Below are 21,596 nucleotides of genomic sequence, written 5' to 3'. Positions count from 1 at the left end.
TTCTTATAAAAAAGTCCAAACCAACCCCTCATCGGGTCGATTTGGACGATTTTTCGTATATATAAGGTCGTCGGTCCGCTCCTACAAACCAGTCTTCTCCTTCAAGCCGAAGCGGTGACTTCCCTCTTACCCTTTCTTGCGATAAAAGAATGTCTCCGCCGCCTCCAGGTCGTATTGGCCCGGAGAGAAAATCTGCTCCGTACTGCCAACGAACAGGACGCCGCCAGGACGCAGAGCACGCGAAAACTTATGATAAAGCCCTTGCTTCGCTTCTTCGGTAAAATAAATCATGACGTTGCGGCAAACGATCAGGTCGAAACCCTCTTCGAACGTATCCAGCAGCAGGTTTTGCTTCTTGAACGTGACCGCCTTCTTCAGCTTCGGATCAAACCGGTACATGTGGCCTTCCGGCGAAAAATAACGGTCGGCCACCGCTTTCGGCACATCCTTCAGCGAACGCTCCAGATACAACCCCTCCTGGGCTTTGCCCAGCGCACCGTCGTCAATGTCCGTTGCCAGCAGGTAGGTGTTCGGCAGCAGCCCCAGATCCGCAAGGATCATCGTCAGCGTATAAGGCTCCTCGCCCGTCGAGCAGGCCGCACTCCATACCTTCAGCTTCGGCCGTCCGGCCGCCAGCTCCGGCAACACCGAATCCCGCAACACTTCCCAACGGTTGGGGTTACGCCAGAACTCGGACACGTTGATCGTCATCTTGTCCAAAAATTCATAAAACAACGGCTTGTTGCTCATCATCGCCGTGTAAAAATCCGCAAACGTCGCAAAGCCGTTCTTGTTGCGCAGCGTCGTCAGACGCCGCTTCATTTGCGCTTCCTTGTATTGGGCCAAATCGATGCCCGTGCTTTTCTTGATGCTTTGGATAAAGCCGAAGTAATCCGGATCCGGTGCCGTCTCTGCGTTGTCTGCCCGAGGAATGTCGGGGAATATCCGGTTCAGATCCATGGGCTCACGCTTCTTGTGTACGGCACAAGCTCTTGCGGCGCAAAGAAATTGGCGATTTCCCGCTCCGCGCTTTCCGCTCCGTCGGAACCATGAATCAGATTAAACGGCGTATGGGCGGCAAAGTCGCCCCGAATCGTGCCGGGAAGCGCCTCTGTGACTTTCGTTTTGCCGATGACCATGCGCGACAAGGCGATGACATCGTCCCCTTCCCATACCATGGCAAACACCGGCCCGGAAGTAATGAAGCCGACGAGCTCATCGAAAAAAGGCTTGCCCTCGTGCTCCGCGTAATGCTTCTTCGCCTGGGCTTCCGTCACCTGAACCAGCTTGCCTGCGATCAGTTGAAAGCCTTTGTCCTCGAACCGGCTGATGATTCTGCCGACCAGCCCGCGTTGCACGCCGTCCGGCTTAACCATTAAAAACGTTCTTTCCATGGTTCCCCTCCCGAAATTAAACAGCATCGTTAGCGATACAAAAATCCGGCCCTCCAAGAAGGCGGTTTCACCTGCATTTTACCAGAAACTTGCGAAACAGGTAAAGCGTCAAGATTTTAATAGGAGCGTTTATTGACGAACTCCGCAATGTCCTCCAAGTGGGAGCGCGCTCCCGTCGCCGGCAGCTGCTTCAGTGCCTCGAGCGCCTTCGCGATAAACCGGTCTGCCAGCGCCTCGGCTTTGCCGATCCCTGGACTGGTCCGGATCATTTCGATGGCCCGGGATACATCCCCGCTCCCGTCGCCGGCCTGGATGCCGCGAATTTCCCGAAGCAGCGGCTCCCTTAGCTCCGGCTCCTGCAGGGCGAAGAGGACCGGGAGCGTGATGTTGCCTTGGCGCATATCGCTGCCCGGCGGTTTGCCGATCGTCTTCTCGGTACCGAACAAATCGAGCAGGTCGTCGCGGATCTGAAAGGCCATACCGACGTTGTAGCCGTACCGGTACAGCAGCGCATTCACTTTATCCGGGGCGTCTGCGGCCATGGCTCCCAGCTGACAGCTGATCGCGATGAGCAGCGCGGTCTTGCGGCGAATGCGCAGCAAATAGTTGCGCACGCTTTGCTCCGTGTTGAAAAAATCCCGAATCTGCTCCATTTCGCCGATCGACATCTGTACCATGGCCTTGGCCAAGATGCGGTGTATGTATGGATTCCCGAGCTCGGATACCTGCATCAGCGCCTTGGCGTAAATGTAGTCGCCGGTATACATGGCGATCCGGTTGTCCCATTTCGACTTCACCGTCGCCTTGCCCCTCCGCGTGTCGGCATCGTCGATCACGTCGTCGTGGACAAGCGAAGCCGAGTGAATCAGCTCCAGCGGCACAGCGATATACTGCAGCTTCTGCAGATCGTAATTTCCGAACTTTCCGCCGAGCAGGACGAAGATCGGCCGAAGACGTTTGCCGCCCGCCTTCAGGAGGTGCAGGGACGTCTCGCTAAGCAGCTCGTCATCGCCGTCGATGCTCCGGTACAGCTGCCGTTCGATAAAATCCATGTCTTTTTTGAGTGCACCGAAAATGTCCAGTAGTTTCATTCTTTCACCCGTGTCAACGAATTGTGACTCCAAATCTCCAGTTCTACCCGATGGTCCAATAAGCCCATTTCGTAGGCATATTCAAAATACAAGCCGAGGCCCTTGCGGCGCGATTCGCCGAAGTCGTAACGCAGGTTATTGAAATAATGCCGCCAATAGTCCGCCGTGCCGCCGATCTCCGCGCAAGCTTTGGCTACAAGCGGGGAGACGTCGCTTAGGCTCTTGCGTTTGCTCTCGGCAAAGGCTTCCGTCACTTCGGCCAAATAGTCGCCTTTCGCTTCAGCAAACGTCTTCTGTACGGCCCAAACCGCAAACGTCATGCCATAACCGGTCCATGACTTCCAGACTTCCCCCAAATCGGTAACGATAAAACCATGGTCCCGCCAGGAAGCCTCGATCGCATGATCGCCGATCAGCAACGCGCCGTCGCTTTCGGCCATCATCGCGTCCAAGTCAGGCTCGCTGTCCCAGTAATGCGGCTTGCCGCCATAGGCTTTCTCCATGATGATCTTCAGCAGGTTCACCGATGTAGCCGACGTATTTGTCAGCGCGATCCGCCCGTTCGCGATTTGCTCCGGCGGCTTGCGAGAGAACAGCAGGATCGAATTAACCGGCCCATCGGAGCTGACCGATAGATCCGGCAGCAGCAGGAAGCGATCCGATCCGTACCCGTAAGCAAAAGAAGACACCGGGGAAATATCGAGCGTGCCGCCGAGCATACGGCGGTTCAGCTTCGAAGGCACCTCGGTGACCAGTTGGCTTGCTTGCAGCAGGCGCGTAACGTCGAAATAATGAAATACGGGCCAAACGTTGCTATATCTGATTTTGCCGATGAGGATGTCTTCATTCTCCCGGTTGTTCATCTTGATCCCCCCATCTTCTGAATAACGCATGCTCAATCCCCAGGCTATCGAGCACTTTGCCGACCAAGAAGGCGACCAGATCGTCGATCGTCTGCGGCCCGAAATAAAACGCCGGCATGGCCGGAATGATGCGCACGCCAAGTCTTGCCAACTTCAGCATGTTCTCCAGATGGATCGCATGCAGCGGCGTTTCGCGCGGGACCAGCACGAGCGGCCGGCCCTCCTTCAGCATAACGTCGGCCGCCCGGGCCATCAGGTTGTCCGATGTTCCGTTCGCGATCGAAGACAAGGTTCCCATGGAGCAGGGCATCACGATCATGCCATGCGTGATAAATGAGCCGCTGGCGATCGAGGCGCCGATATCGGCGATCGGATGATACACCAGCTTCCCGGGCAGCGTGCCGAAATGTTCCTGCAGCGCTGCATCCCGGTCGCTCGTGTTCCAGCCGAGCTCCTCCTTGATCACCCGCCACCCCGCATTCGATACGACGAGATGCACGAGGAAGTTCATCCCTAACAGCGTTTCAACCAGCTTCACTCCGTAAATCGAACCGCTGGCTCCCGTGATGCCGACGACGATCGTTTTCGCTTTATCCATTAGTAATGACGCACCACCAAATCAATCAAGGTAAAGGAAAAAACCACGATGCTAAGCACGCCGTTCATGGTAAAGAAAGCGGTTTGCAGCCGGCTGAGATCGCCCGGCGATACGATATGATGTTCGTAAAACAAGATGAGGTAAGCGATAACCATGCCCGCGATGTACCACCCGCCCAAATCGGTCATCAGCAGCAAACCGATGAAGCCAAGCGCGGTGATGATATGAAACGCTTGGGCGATCTTAAGCGATTTGGCGACGCCAAACCGTACGGGGATGGAGTAGAGCCCTTCTTTCGTATCGAATTCCACGTCCTGGCAGGCATAGATAATGTCGAAGCCGGCAATCCAAAACGTAATCGTGGCGAAGAACACCATCGCCGTCCAATCCACCTGGCCGGTAACTGCCGCCCATCCGCCAAGCGGGGCTAAAGCGATCGTCAAGCCAAGCACGACGTGGCAAAGCCAAGTGAATCGTTTGGTATACGAATACAAGACCAGCATGATGACAGCGATCGGCAATAACTTGAGCGCCAGCGGATGCAGCTCCGCGGCAGCCCAGAACAGCAGCACAAAAGAGGCGATTACGAACAGCACCACTTCGCCGATTTTCAGGAGGCCTGCCGGGATCGCCCGGTTTGCGGTACGAGGATTCTTGGCGTCGCTGACCCGGTCGATCAGACGGTTCAGCCCCATGGCCGCGCTGCGCGCGCCAAACATCGCCAGCAGTACCCAGCCGATCTGTTCCCAGGAGGGCAACTCATGGTTGATCGCTTCGGAACCAAGCAGCGCACCCATGAACGCGAACGGCAAGGCGAATACCGTATGTTCGAATTTGATCATTTGCAGGAAAATCACGATTTTCTTAATCATGTTGCGTCTCCTTCGTTCCGATGTGCAAAGCGGCGATTCCGCCGGTTAAAGGATACGCTTCGACCCGGGCAAGTCCCGTCTCCCGGAAGATCTCCGCCAGCTCCGCGCGGCCGGGAAATTGGACGAGGGAATCCGGCAGCCATTTATACTGCTCGTACCGTTTCGCCACCAGCTTGCCCAGCATCGGAAGTACCTGTTGAAAGTAGAAATAATAAAGTCCTTTGAACGGCTGCCAGGTCGGCTTGGACAATTCCAGGCAAACGACCATGCCCCCGGGTTTCACGACGCGTTGCATTTCCTTCAGCACCTGGCGTAAATCGGGGACGTTGCGCAGGCCGAAGCCAATCGTGGCGTAATCGAATCGGTTATCTTCAAACGGGAGTTCCATCGCGTTCCCCTGAACCAGGTTAATCCGCGAATCCAGCTGACGGTCTTTCACTTTGCGGCGCCCGTATTCCAGCATCTGCTCGCTAAAATCTAGGCCGATGATCGGCCCCCCGCTGGCTTCGGCCATGCTGATCGTCCAGTCGCAGGTGCCGCAGCACAAATCTAGCGCCGTATCCCCGGGGGACATGTTCATTTTGGCCATCGTGAATTTCCGCCACGCTTTGTGACGTCTGAAGCTGAGCAGATCGTTCATCATGTCGTATTTCGGAGCGATGCTTTCGAATACGGAGTGAACGAACTGTTCTTTTGTCTCGGATGAAGACGATTGACTCATCTGCTTATCTCCCTACCCTTCTTGCACGGAACGGCGTGCCGGCGACAACACGGCGATAAACGGCTCAAGGATGGATTTGAGCTCCGTACGCACCGTTTCTTTCTTGCATTCATGCAGCAGCGATTGAACATGGTCCACCGATTGGTGCAGCATGGATAACAGCTGTTCCTTGATATTGTATTTCACAAGCATCAGCGTCCAGTCGCGCTCGGCGACTTTCCGTGCGGAGAGCGTATCCTTATCCTCGGAGGATCCGGTTTCCATGATGCGCAAATAGGCAAATCCCTTGCGATCCTGCGGCAGATCAGAGGAAGACTGGATTTCATCCAGCATGACTTCGCAGCGGCTTAACTCGGACAGCAGCTTCTGCCACAGATTTTGTACCGACTTGTCCAACAGCTCCGTAAAAGAAAGAAAAAGCCCCATTTTGACATGGACGCATTCTTTCAGATACTCCTCCGCAGGCAATACCACCCGCTTTAATTTGCTGTACAGCTGGACTTTCAGGCGGTTCACCTCGCAGATCGCCGAGCTCATCAGCGGAACCATGCCGGTTTCCCCGGCTCCGGCGAGCAGATGATAAAAGACGCTGCTGAAATAGTCGCCGGCCAGAACCTTAAGCTGACGCGAACGCATCGCTCGCGTGGCTTCGCCTAATCCGGATGCCAGATCAATGCGATCATGGGTATCCATGCCGAGCTGCACGAGGAATGCTGCCAGCGCGCATGTTTCGGCCGACTCCGCCGACCGGCCCTCCCGCTCGATTAAAAACGTATAAAGCAAACGAACACGGGGCACCGGAAACTCCGGAAGCGCCGTGTATGCGGTAATCATGTCATAACTGACATATTTATTTGCCAATTCTGTTATGCGATAAGGTTTCATCCTTTGCCTCCGAGCCGCTGATCTTTCAGTAATAAAGATGTCACAATCTTGTCTATTATAGCATATGTTATTTCACTGCGCACAGAGGCAAGACGCGAATTCGGCTCCTCGGTCGAACGATCCGGCTATTCCTGCAGAAAACGCGACTTCCATAAACGAGTTTCCGTCAACCGCATGCGCACCCGCAGCGCCTCCGGCAGCTCGCCGCTGCCGGCATGCCGCAGCACATCCAGCTCCTCGGCCGAAAATTCGGTGCGCCGGACATCGGCAGCCAGGAGCAGGTATTTGGTGCCGAGCCAACGGTCTTCCGCCATCAAGCGTAGCAGCAGCTGGTCGATGTTGCTCGTGTGCTCGAACGCAAAGGAGATCATTTCGGACATTCCCCGGTACACGTCATCGGCACCGACCTGATCGCCTTCGACCTTCAGGTCAACGGACAAGATGTCCCGGTTCAGTTCGACTTTGGCGATGGGCATCGGAAGCTGCAGCGGGTCCAAGGCATCCACGAGATTATCGTCGGTCAGCTCGGCCGGGGTTGGCCCGGCAAACACGGTGGCTGCCTGCCGCGGCTGGGCGGGATGTTCGCCGAGCCAAGCTGCGCCTGCCATGGCCAGAGCACAGCCAAACGTAAGCAGAATGGCACGAACGGCTAATTTTCGTTTCATGGGGCACTCCCCCTTCAGGTACACTCGGACAGCGGTAATTCCCACCTGTCCAAGAGATTCTTATACCCCATTCTACATAGAAAAAAAGCAGGCTATGCCTGCAGATTCGAAAATCATTCTTCCGTGTCGATCATCCCATGCTTCGTGTATACGAGTGCTTTCCCGCGAACCTTAACCGCCGAGGTATGATCGGTAAACTGCGCGATGAGTACCTCGCCTTTGTCCAGTTTTTCGGTGTGATGAAACCGCGTATCCTTCCCCCGGGTCAGCCCGATGACCGTAACCCCTTGCTCCTTGGCTTTAACCACGAAATAGTCCCCGCCCGTAGCCGCTTGTTCGTTTCCGCCGTTGTGCTGGTTATCCATGATCGCGCGCCTCCCCCTTCGTCTATTTGCCAGACTGCTCTCCATTTACACTTCCCGTGAAAAGAAAAAGCCGTGAACGAGAAGCCCACGGTCTTTTGCACGGAAAGATATGTAGAAATCTTTATTTAATTCCGTCTTTGAGCGCTTTGCCTGGTTTGAAAGCAGGAATTTTGCTCGCAGGGATTTCGATTTCCTCTCCGGTTTGCGGGTTGCGGCCTTTGCGGGCGGAACGTTCGCGAACTTCAAAGTTGCCGAAGCCGACCAGTTGAACTTTGTCTCCGTTTTGCAGCGCTGCGGAAATCGCATCAAAAACGGCATCAACCGCTTTAGTCGCGTCTTTCTTGGACAGCTCAGTGCTTTCTGCTACTTGAGAAATCAAATCGGATTTGTTCATGTGTGATTCACCTCCCCACCACGGAAAATAATACCACTTGCTATTTGTGTTTCCGTTTTACCGCAGAATATACGTGATTTTTGCAATTCAATCCGTACAAATTCCCCAAAAACGTGATGAGATCGCGCATTCGGGGGGCGCGGAACAAATTTATAGTAATACAGCCCATGCAGAATTTCAAGCTATTTCAAGGCTTCTCGGCGATTTTTCCTCATTTCGCACTACAAAATTGGAGAATCCGCCCCGCAAACAACAAAACAACCGCACGCAGCTAGGTTCAGCATGCGCGCGGTCATTGAGGAGGAATTGCAGTTAATAAGGGTTAAAAAGTCGGCTTTTCAGCACCGAGAAGGTCTACAATATGATGGCGATGAGGCCGCCGGAGCCTTCGTTGATGATCCGTCCCAGCGTCTCCTGCAGCTTGTAGCGGGCGTTGTCCGGCATCATGGCGATCTTGCCTTGAATGCCTTCGCGCACGATGGAGTGCAAGGAACGGCCGAAGATATCGGATTCCCAAATCTTGATCGGATCGTTCTCGAAATCCTGCATCAGATAACGGACCAGCTCTTCGCTTTGTTTTTCGGTCCCGATGATCGGAGCGAATTCCGACTCGACGTCGACGCGGATCATATGGATCGAAGGAGCGGTCGCCTTCAGTCTCACGCCGAAGCGGGAGCCTTGGCGAATGAGCTCCGGCTCATCCAGCGCCATTTCCGCGAGCGTCGGCGCGGCGATGCCGTAGCCGGTCGTTTTGACCATTTCAAGCGCCTCGGCGAATCGGTCGTATTCCCGTTTCGCATGCGTGAACTCCTGCATCAGCTGCAGCAAATGGTCTTTGCCGCGGATTTCCACGCCTACCACTTCCATCAGGATGCGGTCATACAAATCGTCCGGTGCGTACAGATCGATCTCCGCTACGCCTTGACCCATATTCAGTCCGCTGAGTCCAGCCCGGTCGATGAAATCGTATTCCATGAAATTTCCGACGACCCGATCGACATCGCGCAGGCGGCGAATATCCTTGACCGTGTCGCGGACGGAGTTCTCATAATTGCTGCGCAGCCAGTGGTTCTCGTTCAACACCATGACCCAGCTAGGCAGGTTGACGTTAACCTCGTGGACCGGGAATTCATAGAGAACTTCCCGAAGGACGCCGGTGACGTCTTCTTCCGTCATCGTCGCCGCGCTGAGCGTAATGACCGGAATGTCGTATTTCGCGGCCAGCTCGCCGCGAAGCTGCTGCGCTTCATCGCTGTTTGGCCGCGTCGAGTTGATCACAAGCACAAACGGCTTGCCGACCTCCTTCAGCTCGGCGACGACCCGCTCCTCGGATTCCACGTAAGAGTAACGCGGAATATCGGCGATCGTTCCGTCGGTCGTGACGACGACTCCCAAGGTGGAGTGCTCCTGGATAACTTTGCGCGTGCCGATTTCCGCCGCTTCCTGGAACGGAATCGGCTCCTCAAACCACGGCGTAGAAATCATCCGCGGCCCGTTTTCGTCCTCGTAGCCTTTTGCGCCTTCCACGGCGTATCCGACGCAATCCACGAGTCTTACGTTGACCTCGAGTCCTTCAGCCACCTTGATTTGCACCGCATTGTTCGGGACGAACTTCGGTTCGGTCGTCATGATGGTTTTGCCGGCGGCGCTTTGCGGAAGTTCATCTACCGCGCGGACCCGATCGGCTTCGTTAGCGATGTTCGGGAGAACGACCGTTTCCATGAAACGCTTAATAAAGGTCGATTTCCCGGTACGGACCGCACCGACGACTCCCAGATAGATGTCGCCTCCGGTTCGTTCGGCAATGTCCTTAAAAATGTCCACTTTCTCCAATACCAATGATATCCCCTCCTCAAATTTCGCCGAAGGAAAAATGCCCCGAGAGCATCCGCTTCGTGATTCGCCATGATTTTGGGCTTCGCTGCTACGGCAGGAGCGGCAGCCCCTCTTGCCCGTGTCCGCCGCCGCAAACCTGTGGAAGGAACCTGAACGAAGCGGCGTAAACTCGTACATGCATTTGGACTAGTAACATCTTATGTACCAGATGCGAGAATATGACGGTTAAAACCGTCCAAGCCCGTTTTTTTTGCGAGGCCGCTCATTCAACCCGAACAAGGCGGGCACTTAACCGCCATACTCCCATTTGTATGAGTCTATCGGAAAAAGTATGACGCCCCCGGAGAAGGAACAAAACTGCGCGATCAAGTCGTTAGCAAAAAGAAGCCTTCCGGATAGATTCCGAAAGGCTTCTTCATTTTACCCGGCGACCGGCACCGGTTCACTTCCGCTCCAACGATAAGGCAGCGACTTCACCGGAACGAACGCCGAGCGGTCCGTCAACCAGATGCGCAGGTCCTCCTCGCCTTGCGGCGTTTTGCCCGACTGATCGATCGCTTGCATGATATCAAAGGCGTAATCTACATACACCCGGCCCTTCGCATCCATAAGATAGGGAAGCGTCTCCCCGGAGTAGACGCTTGGCAGGGCTAAACTCTCGGCCTGCAGGAGCGCGAGATTGACGGTGTATAGGCCCGGATAGGTCTCCCCGTCACCTTCGTGTGGCAGGGCTCCCCCGTGGTTGGATTGGTAGCTCGTCACTTTCCGCTGTACGTCGTTTACCTTCTGTACCGTGCTTAAATCCATGACTTTGACCGTTGGGTCGGTCTCCTCATCAATGACGAGAAAATACACGCTCCCGCCTTGCTCGAAGGCCGCCGACGGAATTCCTTCCAGGTAGCCCTCCCGCTTCAATTGGTCCAAATCGATACGATACTTCTCGTACCGAGGGGTTTCCTCGCCGGCCGTCATGATCGGCAGGATCCCTTTGTCCTCCTGAAAGCGGTCGATGGCACGCTGAATCCGGTCCACGCTCTCGATATAGGAAACCGGGCCGCCTTGCTGCCTGTCCCCGCGGTACAAACACCCTGTCAGCAGGGAGGTCGTTAGTATCACTAAGACGATCAACGCCGCCGATCTTGCAGAGGCCTGTTTCAAAAAAGATAACTTCACCATGTTGAAATCCTCACTTTGTCCCCTTCGTACTCACCATAGTTCCTCTTCTTCCCGCTGCCGTTCCAGCTGCTTGCGAATCGCCGCCTTGAGCGGGTCCTCGGGTAACTTCACGGCCACCACACCGCGAATACTGGCCTGGCATGCCAATCGAACCCCCTGCTCCAGCAAAGGGCCCAGCTTCCGACGCTCCGCCTCGCTGGGCGGGGATAATGACGCCGCTTGTTTCGGATCGACCTGAACCTTGCACATCAAGCAGCCGGCATTTCCGCCGCAGCGGGTCGCAATATGGATCCTCGCCTCGCGGGAAGCCCTTAATACCGTGGTACCAGGCCGGACCTGGACGGTTTTCCCTGACGGCAAAAACGTGATACGCCCCTCCACGACGCGCTCCTTAAGCTTCCCCGCCGCGGTATTCGCGCCACGGCCGGGAGAGTAGCGGGCGGTCCAACAACTCGGCCATGCGTCCGACCAAATCCGCCGACCACCCATTCCGTTTCAGCAGTTCGTCCAACAGCGGCAGATGCCGATCCGGTTCCTTGCGGATCATGGCTGCAATCGGCAGATAGCGGTCCGGACGCTCCCGCAGGAGGTTAAAAACCAATTCATGGGCAAGCGGCATCACCGGAAAAGCGATGTCCCGAAGCGTCACGCGCTGCGCCGCCGGCGCCAGCAGCGAGTCCACCTCGGTTCGGTATAGCGCCCCGGCGGTCCGGACTTCAAAGCCGCCTACCAGCTCGACCGTCGACGCCCCCATGCGGTAGTGGCTTAACTGAGAGCTGTATAAGCCGCTCCGGTCATGGCGCGGCTGGTCCGTTGCAAACGGCTGAAGACGCTCGTGCAATCGGCCTGCGGTCGCAAGATCGGCGTAGACATCGATATCGCGCGGCGCCGCCGCAAGCGTGACCCCTTGCAGCCACAAGCCGCAGCTTCCGCCCAGCAGCCAGGCGCCTTCCACTTCTTCGCAGTGAGCGGCAAGCTTGCATAAAGCCTCCGTCAATTCGGTATAAGCTTTGCTTTCTTGTTGTTGCATTCTTCTTCCTCTTCTCTTGGATTCCGTGGTGTGGAGGTTCCTCTCAAGTAATCGACACAAGTCCGGTCAGGAAACCCGCCAGCATGATAAAAAAGGCGAGCAGCGATAAAACTCCCCTGACAATCCCTTTGGTTTTCGTCCGTGCAAACGTGATCAAAAAGACGGAAATCCCCATGATCAACACGGCCGCGATCGATAGCCACATTTTCGTCATTGCATCCATGTCCGAATCTCCTACTCTTTTTTTGCTTTAATATGATCCATATTATAGCATTATGCGGCTTTTCAGGCTACGCGCCCTTCGGGATTTGCGAAGATGGCCGGAAACTAAACAAAGCCCCGCGGCAAATGGCCGCAGAGCTTAGGGGCAACAAGGAAACCGATCGATTATTTTTTGATCATTAATTTCATCAGGGCTTCCATATTGGAGGGATTCATGCCGCTCTTTTTCACGGCGTTCACGATCTCCTGAATCGTGTTTTCCGATACGGGGACTTTCGCCATCGCCGATACTTGCTTGATCAGCTTCCGCAATTCGGCTTCATTTTGCATCGTTGACGGCTTTACGGTGCTGGCCAGCTTTTTGACCGAACCTTCCGAAATGGTTTTGCCCGCCTTTTTATTGATGGCATTCAGGGCCTCTTTGGATATTTTGCTCACGCTATCGCCTCCTCCGCTGTCCTCTTCAACCAATGTATGAGGAGGCACAAACAAAGGTGCTCTCAACCCACCAAAACGGGCTCTATAGCGGAAGTTCAAAAACTCGGCTTTTCAGCACCAAGAAGGTTGGATGAAGCTAGGGACAGAGTAGCGGAGCGTACGTTTTGGGTACGTGAGCAACGGATGGCCCGGCTGAATTCAAGATTCGACGCTGAATCACCTTCTTCGGACTACATCGTGATCAAAAGCCGTCTTTTGAACTTTCATTATATTAAAGGTTCAAAAAGTCGGCTTTTCAGCACCAAGAAGGTTGGATGAAGCTAGGGACAGAGTAGCGGAGCGTACGTTTTGGGTACGTGAGCAACGGATGGCCCGGCTGAATTCAAGATTCGACGCTGAATCACCTTCTTCGGACCACATCGTGATCAAAAGCCGTCTTTTGAACTTCCTCTCAAGTGTGCCATTGCTCCCAGGTTTCTAGGGACATCACTTCCATCTCCGTTTTCCGGTCGCGTCCCATTAGGGCTTCTACGGCGGTGCGCGGATCCAGACCCTCGAACAGGACGTGGTAAAGCTGCGCCGCAATCGGCATTTGCACCTGATATTTCTCGGAGATGGCATGCGCCGCTTTCGTTGTGCGGATGCCTTCCACCACCATGCCCATTTGGGTTAAAACGGTCTCCAGCGGCTTGCCTTCGCCGAGCATAAACCCGGCCCGCCAGTTGCGGCTGTGCCGGCTGGTCGCGGTCACGACAAGGTCGCCGATCCCGGCCAAGCCGGCGAACGTCAGCGGGTTGGCCCCCATTTCAACGCCGACCCGCGTGATTTCCGCCAGCCCGCGGGTAAGCAGCGCCGCCTTGGCGTTATCGCCGTATCCCAAGCCGTCGGACATCCCTGCGCCCAGCGCAATGATGTTCTTCAGCGCCCCGGCAAGTTCTACCCCAACCATATCGCGATTCGTGTAAACGCGGAAATACGGGTTCATGAACAGGTCCTGCGCCAACTCGGCCTGGGCCGCGATCTGCGAAGCGACCACTACCGTGGTTGGACAACGTTTAACCACTTCTTCCGCATGGCTCGGACCGGACAATACGACAATCCGCCCTTCCTCGCAGCCGAGCTCCTCGGCGATAACCGAAGACATCCGCTTCATGCTTTCGATCTCGAAGCCCTTGGTGGCATGCACTACCAGCATATCCTCATGCCAGAATGGCTTTAAGGCCCGAGCCACCTCGCGTACGGCCGAGGACGGCGCGACCATCACGACCGCTTTGGCGCCGCGAACGGCGGCTTCCAAATCCGTGGTTGCGGCAAGCCGCGGCGATAGGTCGACTCCGGGCAAAAACCGCTCATTCCGGTGCTTCGTATTGATTTCTTCCTTTTGCGTTTCGTTACGCGTCCACAAGGCAACTTCCATGTCTTTGTCGGCGAGCACGCTGGCAAGAGCCGTTCCCCAACTGCCCGCCACCAGCACGGCGGCTTTATTAGACAACGCGATCTCCTCCTTTGGATCCCAGCTTATTTTCTTTGCCGTGCACGATTTTCACGATATTCGTGCGATGTCTCCAGAAAGCGAACACGCAGATGATGAGACTCGTCCAGAAATAAGGGCCGAATTCGCCGGAGACCGCCAGGAAAATCGGCGTCAAAAAAACGAAGATAAGCGAACCAAGCGAGACGTACCGGGTAATCACGATCGATAATATCGCGATAATCCCTGCGTACAACGCAGGGAAGAAAAACAGGGTGGCCATCACGCCAATCGTGGTGGCGATCCCTTTTCCGCCGCGAAAACGGAAATACAGCGGCCAGTTGTGGCCAATGATGGCTGCGATGCCGCACAGCGCCGCGGTCCATTCTACGCCGTCACCCAGCCAGCGGCCGATCCAGACCGCGGCGATGCCCTTTAGCACGTCAAGCGCCAGAACGAGAATCGCCGGGCCTTTCCCCAGTACGCGTAGCGTGTTGGTTGCTCCCGCGTTTCCGCTGCCGTGCTGGCGAATGTCGATTCCCTTAAGCGCCTTCGCCAGGACGACACTGAAGCTGACAGAACCAAGCAAATAACAAACGATTACAGCAATTATGGGTAAAATCACCTTATTCTCCCCTAACCTTCGTCAGACTTACGCCGCGTAAACAGCCGGATTGGCGTTCCTTCAAAATCGAATGCCGCGCGAATTTTATTCTCCAAATACCGTTCATAGGAGAAATGCATCAGCTCTGGATCGTTGACGAACACCACAATCGTCGGCGGCTTGACCGCGACTTGCGTCACGTAATTGATCCGCAGACGCCGTCCTTTATCCGTTGGCGGAGGATTGATGGCGATCGCATCGGATACGACATCGTTTAACAGATGGGTCTGCACGCGTTTGGCATGCTGGTCCGCCACATGTTGAACCACCGGCAGCAGTTTATGCAAACGCTGCTTGGTTTTGGCCGACAGGAAGACGATCGGCGCATAGGTCATGAACAGGAAGTGGTCGCGGATTTTTTGCTCGAATTGATGCATGGTTTTATCGTCTTTCTCAACCACGTCCCATTTGTTGACGACGAAAATGGAAGCTTTACCCGCTTCGTAGGCATATCCGGCGATATGTTTATCCTGCTCGATGATCCCTTCTTCGCCGTTGATCAGCACCAGCACAACGTCCGCCCGCTCGATCGCCTTCATCGCGCGCATGGCGCTGTATTTCTCCGTCGTTTCGTAGACCTTCCCGCGTTTACGCATACCAGCCGTATCAATTAAGACATACCGCTGGCCATCCTTCTCAAAAGGCGTATCGATCGCATCGCGGGTGGTCCCTGCGATATCGCTGACGATGACCCGCTCTTCCCCGAGAATCGCATTCACGAGCGAGGATTTGCCGACGTTTGGCCGCCCGATCAGAGCGACGCGGATCACGTCCTCGTCATAGTCGTCATCCGCCAGCTCCGGCAGATTGTCGGCAATCGCGTCGAGCAAATCGCCGATACCGGTGCCATGGCTTCCCGAAACCCCAATGGGATCCCCAAAGCCCAGATTGTAAAACTCATAAATATTGTCGACTCGGCCGATGTTATCCACCTTATTCACGGCAACAATGACCGGCTTGCCCGACCGGTACAGCAAATTGGCGACCTCCTCGTCCGACGAGGTCACTCCGGCCTTGGCGTCACACATAAACACGATCACGTCGGCCTCCTCGATCGCCAGCTCGGCCTGCATCCGGATCGATTTCAAAATCGGCTCCTCATCGTCGAGCTCAATCCCCCCGGTATCGATGATGCTGAACGGTTTCCCGTTCCATTCTGAGGCGCCGTATATCCGGTCGCGCGTGATCCCCGGCTTGTCTTCTACGATTGCCAGACGGTCTCCAATAATCCTGTTAAATATCGTGGATTTCCCCACGTTCGGCCTCCCGACAATGGCCACAACGGGTCTTGCCATAGACATCCCTCCTAATTCGTATTTTTTCACACTGCAATTTCATTTCTTCTATATAGGGTTTACTCGTTTATTTGCGGATACACGTTAATCATCATAGCAAAAAAACGTTTGCTTGGCTAACCGGGCAACAACAAAAACGGCGAACCCGATTCTTCAGGGTCCGCCGATGTTCAAGCCACATCAACCTGATTATTTCAGTTTGCTGAGTTTGTCGCCGAAGCGTTCGCCCAGCGTGATGCTCAGGCCTTGGTTGCTCAGCGATACGTTAGGGTTGTCGCCCAAATCTTCTTTTCTCACGCTGCTGCCTTTGGAAGGTCTTTCGCTCTTCGGTGCGGGAGCTGGAGCTTCCTCCGTCTCTTTGATGCTGAGGCTTACCCGTTTTTCGCTCGGGTTCACGTCCAACACCTTCACCTGAACCGTTTGGCCTTCCTTCAGCACTTCATGCGGAGTACCGATATGTTTATGCGAAATTTGAGAGATATGGACAAGTCCTTCTACTCCCGGTGCGATTTCCACGAAGGCGCCGAAGTTCACCAGACGTCTCACTTCGCCGCTGACGATGTCGCCGGTATGGAATTGCTCGGCCGCGGTATCCCAAGGACCTGGTTGTGCCGCTTTGATCGAGAGACTGATTTTGCCTTTTTCCGGATCGACTTTGAGAACCTTAACTTTCACTTTGTCGCCTTCGGACAGGACGTCAGCCGGTTTGTCGACATGGTTCCATGCGATTTCGGATACGTGTACCAATCCGTCCACGCCGCCTACGTCAACAAATGCGCCGAATTGAGTCAAGCGTTGTACTGTACCTTCCAGCACTTGACCTTCTTTCAAGTCGCCCATGACTTTCAGCTTGTTGGCTTCAAACTCTTCGTCAAGCACGTCCTTTTGGGAAAGGATCACTTTGTTGTTCTCGCGGTCAAGTTCTTTGACTTTCACGCGCAACGTGCGGCCTTTATAGTCGCTGAAATCCTCGACGAAGTGACGTTCTACCATCGATGCCGGAATGAAGCCGCGTACGCCTACGTCAGCTACAATGCCGCCTTTAACGACGTCAGCTACCGTAACTTCAAACGTTTCGCCGTTTTGGAACTTCTTCTCCAGCTCTTCCCAAGCGTTCTCGCTGTCGATCGCGCGTTTGGAAAGCACCAGGCGTTCCTTCTCGTCGTCGATGCTGACCACTTTCGTTTCTACCTCCTGACCAACCGCAACAGCGTCTGCTGCGTTGTCCAGGTGCACGGAGGACAGCTCGCGGATAGGAATAACGCCGTCGTATTTATATCCAATGCTTACGTAAGCTTGGTTATCTTCGATTTTGACGATCGTTCCTTTGACGGTGTCCCCTTTTTTCAAAGAGACGATTTGCTCCATCTCATCCTGGCTTGCGACTTCCGCAGCTTCTTGAACATTTTTTGTTTCTTCCGACATGTCAATAACCTCCTCAATTCAAAAACCCATTTATTTAAACCCGCCCTAAAGGTTGTTCAAAAAGTCATCCTTGGATCACGAGGCAGAAAACCTGACTTTTCGAACTCCCACTTGTAGCGAAGTTCAAAACTTGCCTTTAAGGTATAGCTTCCCTAATGTCTTCAGCCTTCATGCATCCCAACCGGGCAAAGACATGAAGAAATTAACGTTTTTTGAGCTCGGCGATGCTGGCCATAATTTTCTCCGTAGCCCGCTCGGCCGCGTCGGGCCCGCCATTCTCCTTGAATTCCGTCAGATCCACCGGCGGTCCGTAAACAACGCGCATTTTTTTGAACATTTTATAAGTGCCAATAATCGCGACCGGAATCACCGTAGCTTCACTGCGGAGCGCGAAAGTCGCCGCCCCTTTCTTGCCGATCATGCTATCCTCGGCCCCTTTCACCCGTCGGCCTTCCGGAAAGATTCCCATCACATGGCCGTTACGGAGCAAGGTCAACGCGGTTTTGATCGACTCTTTGCTCACGCCCCCCCGCTTAACGGGAAAAGCGCCCAGTTGTCTGATCAGCCAACCGAAACCGAAGATTTGAAACAATTCCTGTTTGGCCATAAAATGCACCTTACGTTTCAGCATGATGCCGATGGTTGGTGGATCAAACAAAGTTAAGTGGTTGGAGCATAAGAGCACTCCGCCCTCACTCGGGATATGTTCCAAGCCGCTTGCTTCAAGTCGAAAAAACAGCTTGTAGAGGATCCGAAGTACGCTTCGACAAAAACGATAGATCATTCAGGCTCAACTCTCACTTCCATAGGTTTTGCACAAAGATACGATATGGTCGGCCACCTCGTCCAAGGACATTTGCGTCGTATCCAACAGCTGGGCATCGTCTGCCTGGCGCAACGGGGAAACCTCCCGCTCCCGGTCCAGCCGATCCCGCTCCTCAATCGAACGCACGAGCTCATCAAACGAAATTTCGTTCTGCTCCTTCATTTCCTTGTACCGACGGCGTGCCCGTTCCTCGACGCTCGCGGTCATAAACACTTTCACTTCTGCATCAGGTAATACGCACGTGCCGATATCGCGTCCGTCCATGACGACGCCTTTGCGCAAAGCCATTTGCCGCTGCAAAGAGACAAGCCGTTCGCGCAGCCCCTCGATTTGCGCATATCGGGACACCTGGGCATTGACGGCCAACGAGCGAATTTCCTCCGTTACGTCCTGACCGTTTACCCGAACCTGTTGTCCTTGTTCGCCGGGCAACAATTCGATATCCAGTTCAGGCAAGTAACGAAGCACTTTGTCCACTTCGTCCGGTCCGACGCCCCGCTGCAGAAAATACCAGGTTGCCGCCCGGTACATCGCACCGGTATCGACATAAACATAATGCAGTCTGCCGGCGACCATTCGAGCTATCGTACTTTTCCCTGCCCCCGCAGGCCCGTCGATCGCGATGTTGATTTTATCATGGGTTGTAGACGTCTCGCTTGCCAAAGGGGCATTCCTCCTCAAAACAAATCCTCAAGAAAAAAGCAGGCATTGCCTGCGACGTGAAAATTATACCACAGATAGCAAAGGGATGCAAAAGAATCGCTCTTGCGTTCCCCGTTATTTCCCCTGCTCCCTGTGAATCGGCACCCCTTCGTATTTTTCCGCCGAGGCGAGAAAATATCGCAGCTCCGGAATCCGCAGCATCATCTGAAACAGGCATAACGCCGCGAATAACACCAGCAGTCCCCGTTTCAGCCATGTTTCCGCCTTTTCCGAGAACGATAAAAACAACTCAGTATAGATTTCATCATCCCGGGGTCGTTTCACGTTATTCCCTCCCTAGTTTGGTCAACGCGCATGAAATCATGGCGTCAATGTCTAGCTTATCCATTTCGGGAATCCGGGAATACGCCTACGTCGAGGGAAATCAACGATTTTTGAAATCGAACTGCCGTTCGAAGCAATACCGGATCAGTTTCTGCCGTTCCAGGTCCGAAATGCTGACGAATTTGAGCATCACTACGTTCCGTCCCGTCTCCAGCTTCTTCGTACGAACAACTTCAGCTTCGAAAGGGGCATGGTCGATCGAACCGTTCTTGAAGGGAATTAACAGCCAACAAAATAGTTGATCCCCCTGAGCGAGCTTGAATTCGCTGCTGCAGCTAAAGGATACCCCGCCGCCGCCAACATCTTCCGTATGAGCGACGAAGCGGACGCCGTCCTTCATGAGTACGGCAATTTCCAATTCGGCAACCACCCTCAAGAAATTGCGCCGTTGGATTTTCGTGATCGTTTCGGGCTCGGGCTTGCGAATGCGCACCAATTGAACGACGTCATCGGCGAAGCCCAACACGTATGTATTAAAGTAGTTTTTCACTCCGGATTCCGTCAAGAAATAAACGGATAACTCGTCCCCGATGTACAATTTCTTGATGCGGCCGCTCCCGCCCTCGATCGGCACCTCGATCAAAAACGATTCTTCCTCTACGTCCGCGATCCGTGACTTACATTTCTTCTCTTCGTTTGGCTTGTCCGCCGAAGCGACTTGAATGTATACGAGATCGTTCACTTTAGGAAACAAGTTTCCCCACCGTCCTATACCATGGTAGTATTGCTACCTTCTGATTATAGCACGGAGAGGCGCAAGCTGGACCTTAAATTATTACGGATAAGCCAAAAAGGAATCTTCCGGACGACCGGAACATTCCTTTGATCTTGCCTCGCACCGCGTTAAGATGACGTGGCTCCTCCTTTATTGTTGCGGTTTCGAATCTCTTCGATAATCTCTTCATTGCCGTTATTGGCGTTAATGTAGATTTTGTATTGCGATCCGTTGATCGAACCGCCAAATTCGTAGGTCAGCACCTTCTCCGACTGCTCGTTTTCAATGAGCGCCAAGCGATGGTACTTCTCTTTGTATTCTGGATTCAAAAATTTGCGTGCCTGCTGCAACGTCAGTTTCGGCTTTCCGATCTTCTCGCGGCTTTCGCGTTCATAAACATAGTCGCTGGCCTGCATCCCGGTAACTTGCCCGTTGTCCAGCGCGACACGGATCGTGATTTTCTCCGGATAAATCAGGACGTCGCCTTGCTTGCTGACGAACGTAAAGTTCCCTTCATTATCGTACTCGTCGTACGAAACGGCCGTCAGACCGGGATACCCTTTGTTTTCCAGAAACTCGCTGGCCCGTTCTCTCGCCGTACTGGAGTCTACCGCTTTCGGGCCGATTTGGCGGTGGTAGACATAGGAGATCAAGTGTCCTCCGTTCCGGGTAAAATCAAGCGACCAGGACTCGCCGCCTTTGTCGATCTTCAGGTTGGCGGTATACGAGGCCCATTCCGTTCCTTTCCCGTTCTCCACGACCTGGATCGCGGCTGCGTTCTGGACGCCCGTAAAGTCCGCCGTTTTGCGTTTGATTTCCTCGACGGTGATCGGGCTTCCGCCCAGCTTCTTCACTGAACGTTTATTATACATGCTGGAGATGGACGGTCCCCAATCCAGTTCCGGATATTCCCCAACCTTTTTATCTACCGTTTTGAAGCCGTCGATGATCGTATTGTCGCGCGGTTCTTTTTCGCTGGCCAGCGCCGTTTCGACGTCCATCCAGCGCAACCGGTTGGCGATAACCTTGTTCTGCACCCCTTGCAGGTCTTGGGAGATTTGCGCCGAGCTTTTATACAGCTCCTTCAGGTTTTTCTTTTCATTATCGCTCAGCGGTTGTTGGGTCAAATCGCGAATGGCGGTTTGGTACGAAAACTTGGCGATGCGCGAAAGGAACTCTTCCGTTTTATTAAACGGGAGCAAGGTTAAGGGGAGTTGGTTGATTTCGTTTTGCGCCTCGCTGGTGATACGCCAAACGTTAACCAGTCCTTTACGCTGCGCGCCGGTGGAGGCCGAATTTACAGCCAGGGTGTTGCCCAGTTCCGTATGCAGCTTGTCCACGTGGTAGGACAAATCGTGAAAAGCCCGCTGATATTGGTTTTCCGCCTTAATCAGAATCGAGTTCTTCTCCTGGTTCTCTTGATACCCCCAAACCAGGGCTCCGATCAACAGCACAGCGGTCACCGGAAACAGGATCGCACTCAGTCGTTTGTACATTGGGCTTATGCTCTCTCCCTTCTTCAACTAGGTTGGGATTAGTGTGACAAGAAGGAAAGAACTTTATGCATATGAATAAGGTAGTTCAAAAAACGGCTTTCGATCAC

At 54.2% G+C, this 21,596-nt stretch carries 26 protein-coding genes; all 26 read right to left on the bottom strand.

The features are described 5' to 3' along the window. Positions 1 to 126: 126 nt before the first annotated feature. The gene (locus tag MJ257_RS06015) at positions 127 to 960 is read right to left on the bottom strand and encodes a CheR family methyltransferase (RefSeq protein ID WP_240268375.1); all 834 of its coding nucleotides are present in this window, start codon (positions 958 to 960) and stop codon (positions 127 to 129) included. After that, the gene (gene ndk / locus MJ257_RS06010) at positions 951 to 1,394 is read right to left on the bottom strand and encodes a nucleoside-diphosphate kinase (protein ID WP_240268374.1); all 444 of its coding nucleotides are present in this window, start codon (positions 1,392 to 1,394) and stop codon (positions 951 to 953) included. Before ndk ends, MJ257_RS06015 begins: the two co-directional genes overlap by 10 nt. A 116-nt stretch (positions 1,395 to 1,510) precedes the next feature. Continuing rightward, positions 1,511 to 2,485: a polyprenyl synthetase family protein gene (locus tag MJ257_RS06005; RefSeq protein WP_240268373.1), complete on the bottom strand. Its 975-nt coding sequence runs from the start codon at positions 2,483 to 2,485 to the stop codon at positions 1,511 to 1,513. After that, positions 2,482 to 3,348: a menaquinone biosynthetic enzyme MqnA/MqnD family protein gene (locus MJ257_RS06000; protein WP_240268372.1), complete on the bottom strand. Its 867-nt coding sequence runs from the start codon at positions 3,346 to 3,348 to the stop codon at positions 2,482 to 2,484. Before MJ257_RS06000 ends, MJ257_RS06005 begins: the two co-directional genes overlap by 4 nt. After that, complete coding sequence (locus MJ257_RS05995) at positions 3,329 to 3,946, bottom strand: UbiX family flavin prenyltransferase (protein WP_240268371.1); 618 nt, start codon at positions 3,944 to 3,946, stop codon at positions 3,329 to 3,331. The genes MJ257_RS06000 and MJ257_RS05995 overlap by 20 nt, the downstream gene beginning before the upstream one ends. Continuing rightward, positions 3,946 to 4,818 carry a UbiA-like polyprenyltransferase gene (locus MJ257_RS05990; RefSeq protein ID WP_240268370.1) on the bottom strand — a complete coding sequence of 291 codons (873 nt, stop codon included), beginning with the start codon at positions 4,816 to 4,818 and terminating at the stop codon, positions 3,946 to 3,948. Before MJ257_RS05990 ends, MJ257_RS05995 begins: the two co-directional genes overlap by 1 nt. Further along, a complete protein-coding gene (locus tag MJ257_RS05985) occupies positions 4,811 to 5,539 on the bottom strand; it encodes a demethylmenaquinone methyltransferase (RefSeq protein WP_240268369.1) in 729 nt (242 codons plus the stop codon). The genes MJ257_RS05990 and MJ257_RS05985 overlap by 8 nt, the downstream gene beginning before the upstream one ends. 12 nt (positions 5,540 to 5,551) lie before the next feature. Further along, positions 5,552 to 6,400: a heptaprenyl diphosphate synthase component 1 gene (locus MJ257_RS05980; RefSeq protein WP_240268368.1), complete on the bottom strand. Its 849-nt coding sequence runs from the start codon at positions 6,398 to 6,400 to the stop codon at positions 5,552 to 5,554. Positions 6,401 to 6,549: 149 nt separating this feature from the next. Next, complete coding sequence (locus MJ257_RS05975; protein ID WP_240268367.1) at positions 6,550 to 7,089, bottom strand: hypothetical protein; 540 nt, start codon at positions 7,087 to 7,089, stop codon at positions 6,550 to 6,552. A gap of 113 nt (positions 7,090 to 7,202) precedes the next feature. Continuing rightward, positions 7,203 to 7,454 (bottom strand): trp RNA-binding attenuation protein MtrB, encoded by a 252-nt coding sequence (gene mtrB / locus MJ257_RS05970; RefSeq protein ID WP_178022683.1) that lies wholly within the window; start codon positions 7,452 to 7,454, stop codon positions 7,203 to 7,205. A 121-nt stretch (positions 7,455 to 7,575) separates the two neighbouring features. Then, positions 7,576 to 7,848: a non-specific DNA-binding protein Hbs gene (gene hbs / locus MJ257_RS05965; protein WP_178022684.1), complete on the bottom strand. Its 273-nt coding sequence runs from the start codon at positions 7,846 to 7,848 to the stop codon at positions 7,576 to 7,578. A gap of 354 nt (positions 7,849 to 8,202) precedes the next feature. Continuing rightward, positions 8,203 to 9,681 (bottom strand): stage IV sporulation protein A, encoded by a 1,479-nt coding sequence (spoIVA, locus tag MJ257_RS05960; protein WP_178022896.1) that lies wholly within the window; start codon positions 9,679 to 9,681, stop codon positions 8,203 to 8,205. Positions 9,682 to 10,104: 423 nt separating this feature from the next. Then, a complete protein-coding gene (locus MJ257_RS05955; RefSeq protein WP_240268366.1) occupies positions 10,105 to 10,860 on the bottom strand; it encodes a YphF family lipoprotein in 756 nt (251 codons plus the stop codon). A gap of 30 nt (positions 10,861 to 10,890) precedes the next feature. Then, complete coding sequence (locus tag MJ257_RS05950; protein ID WP_240268365.1) at positions 10,891 to 11,241, bottom strand: 2Fe-2S iron-sulfur cluster-binding protein; 351 nt, start codon at positions 11,239 to 11,241, stop codon at positions 10,891 to 10,893. Positions 11,242 to 11,251: 10 nt separating this feature from the next. Beyond that, complete coding sequence (locus MJ257_RS05945) at positions 11,252 to 11,890, bottom strand: nucleotidyltransferase family protein (protein ID WP_178022687.1); 639 nt, start codon at positions 11,888 to 11,890, stop codon at positions 11,252 to 11,254. Positions 11,891 to 11,933: 43 nt separating this feature from the next. Further along, positions 11,934 to 12,113 carry a DUF2768 family protein gene (locus MJ257_RS05940; protein ID WP_178022688.1) on the bottom strand — a complete coding sequence of 60 codons (180 nt, stop codon included), beginning with the start codon at positions 12,111 to 12,113 and terminating at the stop codon, positions 11,934 to 11,936. 164 nt (positions 12,114 to 12,277) lie between these two features. Beyond that, positions 12,278 to 12,550, bottom strand: coding sequence for a stage VI sporulation protein F (locus tag MJ257_RS05935; protein ID WP_178022689.1), 273 nt, complete (start codon positions 12,548 to 12,550; stop codon positions 12,278 to 12,280). Positions 12,551 to 13,001: 451 nt separating this feature from the next. After that, positions 13,002 to 14,042: an NAD(P)H-dependent glycerol-3-phosphate dehydrogenase gene (locus tag MJ257_RS05930; RefSeq protein WP_178022690.1), complete on the bottom strand. Its 1,041-nt coding sequence runs from the start codon at positions 14,040 to 14,042 to the stop codon at positions 13,002 to 13,004. Further along, positions 14,035 to 14,646 (bottom strand): glycerol-3-phosphate 1-O-acyltransferase PlsY, encoded by a 612-nt coding sequence (gene plsY, locus MJ257_RS05925; protein ID WP_178022691.1) that lies wholly within the window; start codon positions 14,644 to 14,646, stop codon positions 14,035 to 14,037. The genes MJ257_RS05930 and plsY overlap by 8 nt, the downstream gene beginning before the upstream one ends. Positions 14,647 to 14,657: 11 nt before the next feature. Then, positions 14,658 to 15,980 carry a ribosome biogenesis GTPase Der gene (gene der / locus MJ257_RS05920; protein WP_178022692.1) on the bottom strand — a complete coding sequence of 441 codons (1,323 nt, stop codon included), beginning with the start codon at positions 15,978 to 15,980 and terminating at the stop codon, positions 14,658 to 14,660. 189 nt (positions 15,981 to 16,169) lie between these two features. Then, positions 16,170 to 17,405 (bottom strand): 30S ribosomal protein S1, encoded by a 1,236-nt coding sequence (rpsA, locus tag MJ257_RS05915; RefSeq protein ID WP_178022693.1) that lies wholly within the window; start codon positions 17,403 to 17,405, stop codon positions 16,170 to 16,172. Between the two features lie 202 nt (positions 17,406 to 17,607). Further along, positions 17,608 to 18,189: a lysophospholipid acyltransferase family protein gene (locus MJ257_RS05910; protein ID WP_178022694.1), complete on the bottom strand. Its 582-nt coding sequence runs from the start codon at positions 18,187 to 18,189 to the stop codon at positions 17,608 to 17,610. Between the two features lie 6 nt (positions 18,190 to 18,195). Then, complete coding sequence (gene cmk / locus MJ257_RS05905; protein WP_178022695.1) at positions 18,196 to 18,894, bottom strand: (d)CMP kinase; 699 nt, start codon at positions 18,892 to 18,894, stop codon at positions 18,196 to 18,198. A 114-nt stretch (positions 18,895 to 19,008) separates the two neighbouring features. Continuing rightward, positions 19,009 to 19,218 (bottom strand): hypothetical protein, encoded by a 210-nt coding sequence (locus MJ257_RS05900; RefSeq protein ID WP_240268364.1) that lies wholly within the window; start codon positions 19,216 to 19,218, stop codon positions 19,009 to 19,011. Between the two features lie 100 nt (positions 19,219 to 19,318). Next, positions 19,319 to 19,972, bottom strand: coding sequence for a flagellar brake protein (locus MJ257_RS05895; RefSeq protein ID WP_240268363.1), 654 nt, complete (start codon positions 19,970 to 19,972; stop codon positions 19,319 to 19,321). 149 nt (positions 19,973 to 20,121) lie between these two features. After that, complete coding sequence (gene ypeB / locus MJ257_RS05890) at positions 20,122 to 21,489, bottom strand: germination protein YpeB (protein WP_240268362.1); 1,368 nt, start codon at positions 21,487 to 21,489, stop codon at positions 20,122 to 20,124. Positions 21,490 to 21,596 lie beyond the last annotated feature (107 nt).

The organism is Paenibacillus timonensis (genome assembly GCF_022427145.1).
Taxonomy (GTDB): Bacteria; Bacillota; Bacilli; order Paenibacillales; family Paenibacillaceae; genus Fontibacillus; species Fontibacillus timonensis.
Note: the sequence above shows the minus strand (reverse complement) of the source record. Positions and strands in the feature narration are given on the sequence as shown.

Bases quoted from the DNA above. Each gene is read 5' to 3' on its own strand.
- MJ257_RS06015 (WP_240268375.1), bottom strand. From the start codon at position 960: ATGGATCTGAACCGGATATTCCCCGACATTCCTCGGGCAGACAACGCA.
- ndk (WP_240268374.1), bottom strand. From the start codon at position 1,394: ATGGAAAGAACGTTTTTAATGGTTAAGCCGGACGGCGTGCAACGCGGG.
- MJ257_RS06005 (WP_240268373.1), bottom strand. From the start codon at position 2,485: ATGAAACTACTGGACATTTTCGGTGCACTCAAAAAAGACATGGATTTT.
- MJ257_RS06000 (WP_240268372.1), bottom strand. From the start codon at position 3,348: ATGAACAACCGGGAGAATGAAGACATCCTCATCGGCAAAATCAGATAT.
- MJ257_RS05995 (WP_240268371.1), bottom strand. From the start codon at position 3,946: ATGGATAAAGCGAAAACGATCGTCGTCGGCATCACGGGAGCCAGCGGT.
- MJ257_RS05990 (WP_240268370.1), bottom strand. From the start codon at position 4,818: ATGATTAAGAAAATCGTGATTTTCCTGCAAATGATCAAATTCGAACAT.
- MJ257_RS05985 (WP_240268369.1), bottom strand. From the start codon at position 5,539: ATGAGTCAATCGTCTTCATCCGAGACAAAAGAACAGTTCGTTCACTCC.
- MJ257_RS05975 (WP_240268367.1), bottom strand. From the start codon at position 7,089: ATGAAACGAAAATTAGCCGTTCGTGCCATTCTGCTTACGTTTGGCTGT.
- mtrB (WP_178022683.1), bottom strand. From the start codon at position 7,454: ATGGATAACCAGCACAACGGCGGAAACGAACAAGCGGCTACGGGCGGG.
- hbs (WP_178022684.1), bottom strand. From the start codon at position 7,848: ATGAACAAATCCGATTTGATTTCTCAAGTAGCAGAAAGCACTGAGCTG.
- MJ257_RS05955 (WP_240268366.1), bottom strand. From the start codon at position 10,860: ATGGTGAAGTTATCTTTTTTGAAACAGGCCTCTGCAAGATCGGCGGCG.
- MJ257_RS05945 (WP_178022687.1), bottom strand. From the start codon at position 11,890: ATGCAACAACAAGAAAGCAAAGCTTATACCGAATTGACGGAGGCTTTA.
- MJ257_RS05940 (WP_178022688.1), bottom strand. From the start codon at position 12,113: ATGGATGCAATGACGAAAATGTGGCTATCGATCGCGGCCGTGTTGATC.
- der (WP_178022692.1), bottom strand. From the start codon at position 15,980: ATGGCAAGACCCGTTGTGGCCATTGTCGGGAGGCCGAACGTGGGGAAA.
- rpsA (WP_178022693.1), bottom strand. From the start codon at position 17,405: ATGTCGGAAGAAACAAAAAATGTTCAAGAAGCTGCGGAAGTCGCAAGC.
- MJ257_RS05910 (WP_178022694.1), bottom strand. From the start codon at position 18,189: ATGATCTATCGTTTTTGTCGAAGCGTACTTCGGATCCTCTACAAGCTG.
- ypeB (WP_240268362.1), bottom strand. From the start codon at position 21,489: ATGTACAAACGACTGAGTGCGATCCTGTTTCCGGTGACCGCTGTGCTG.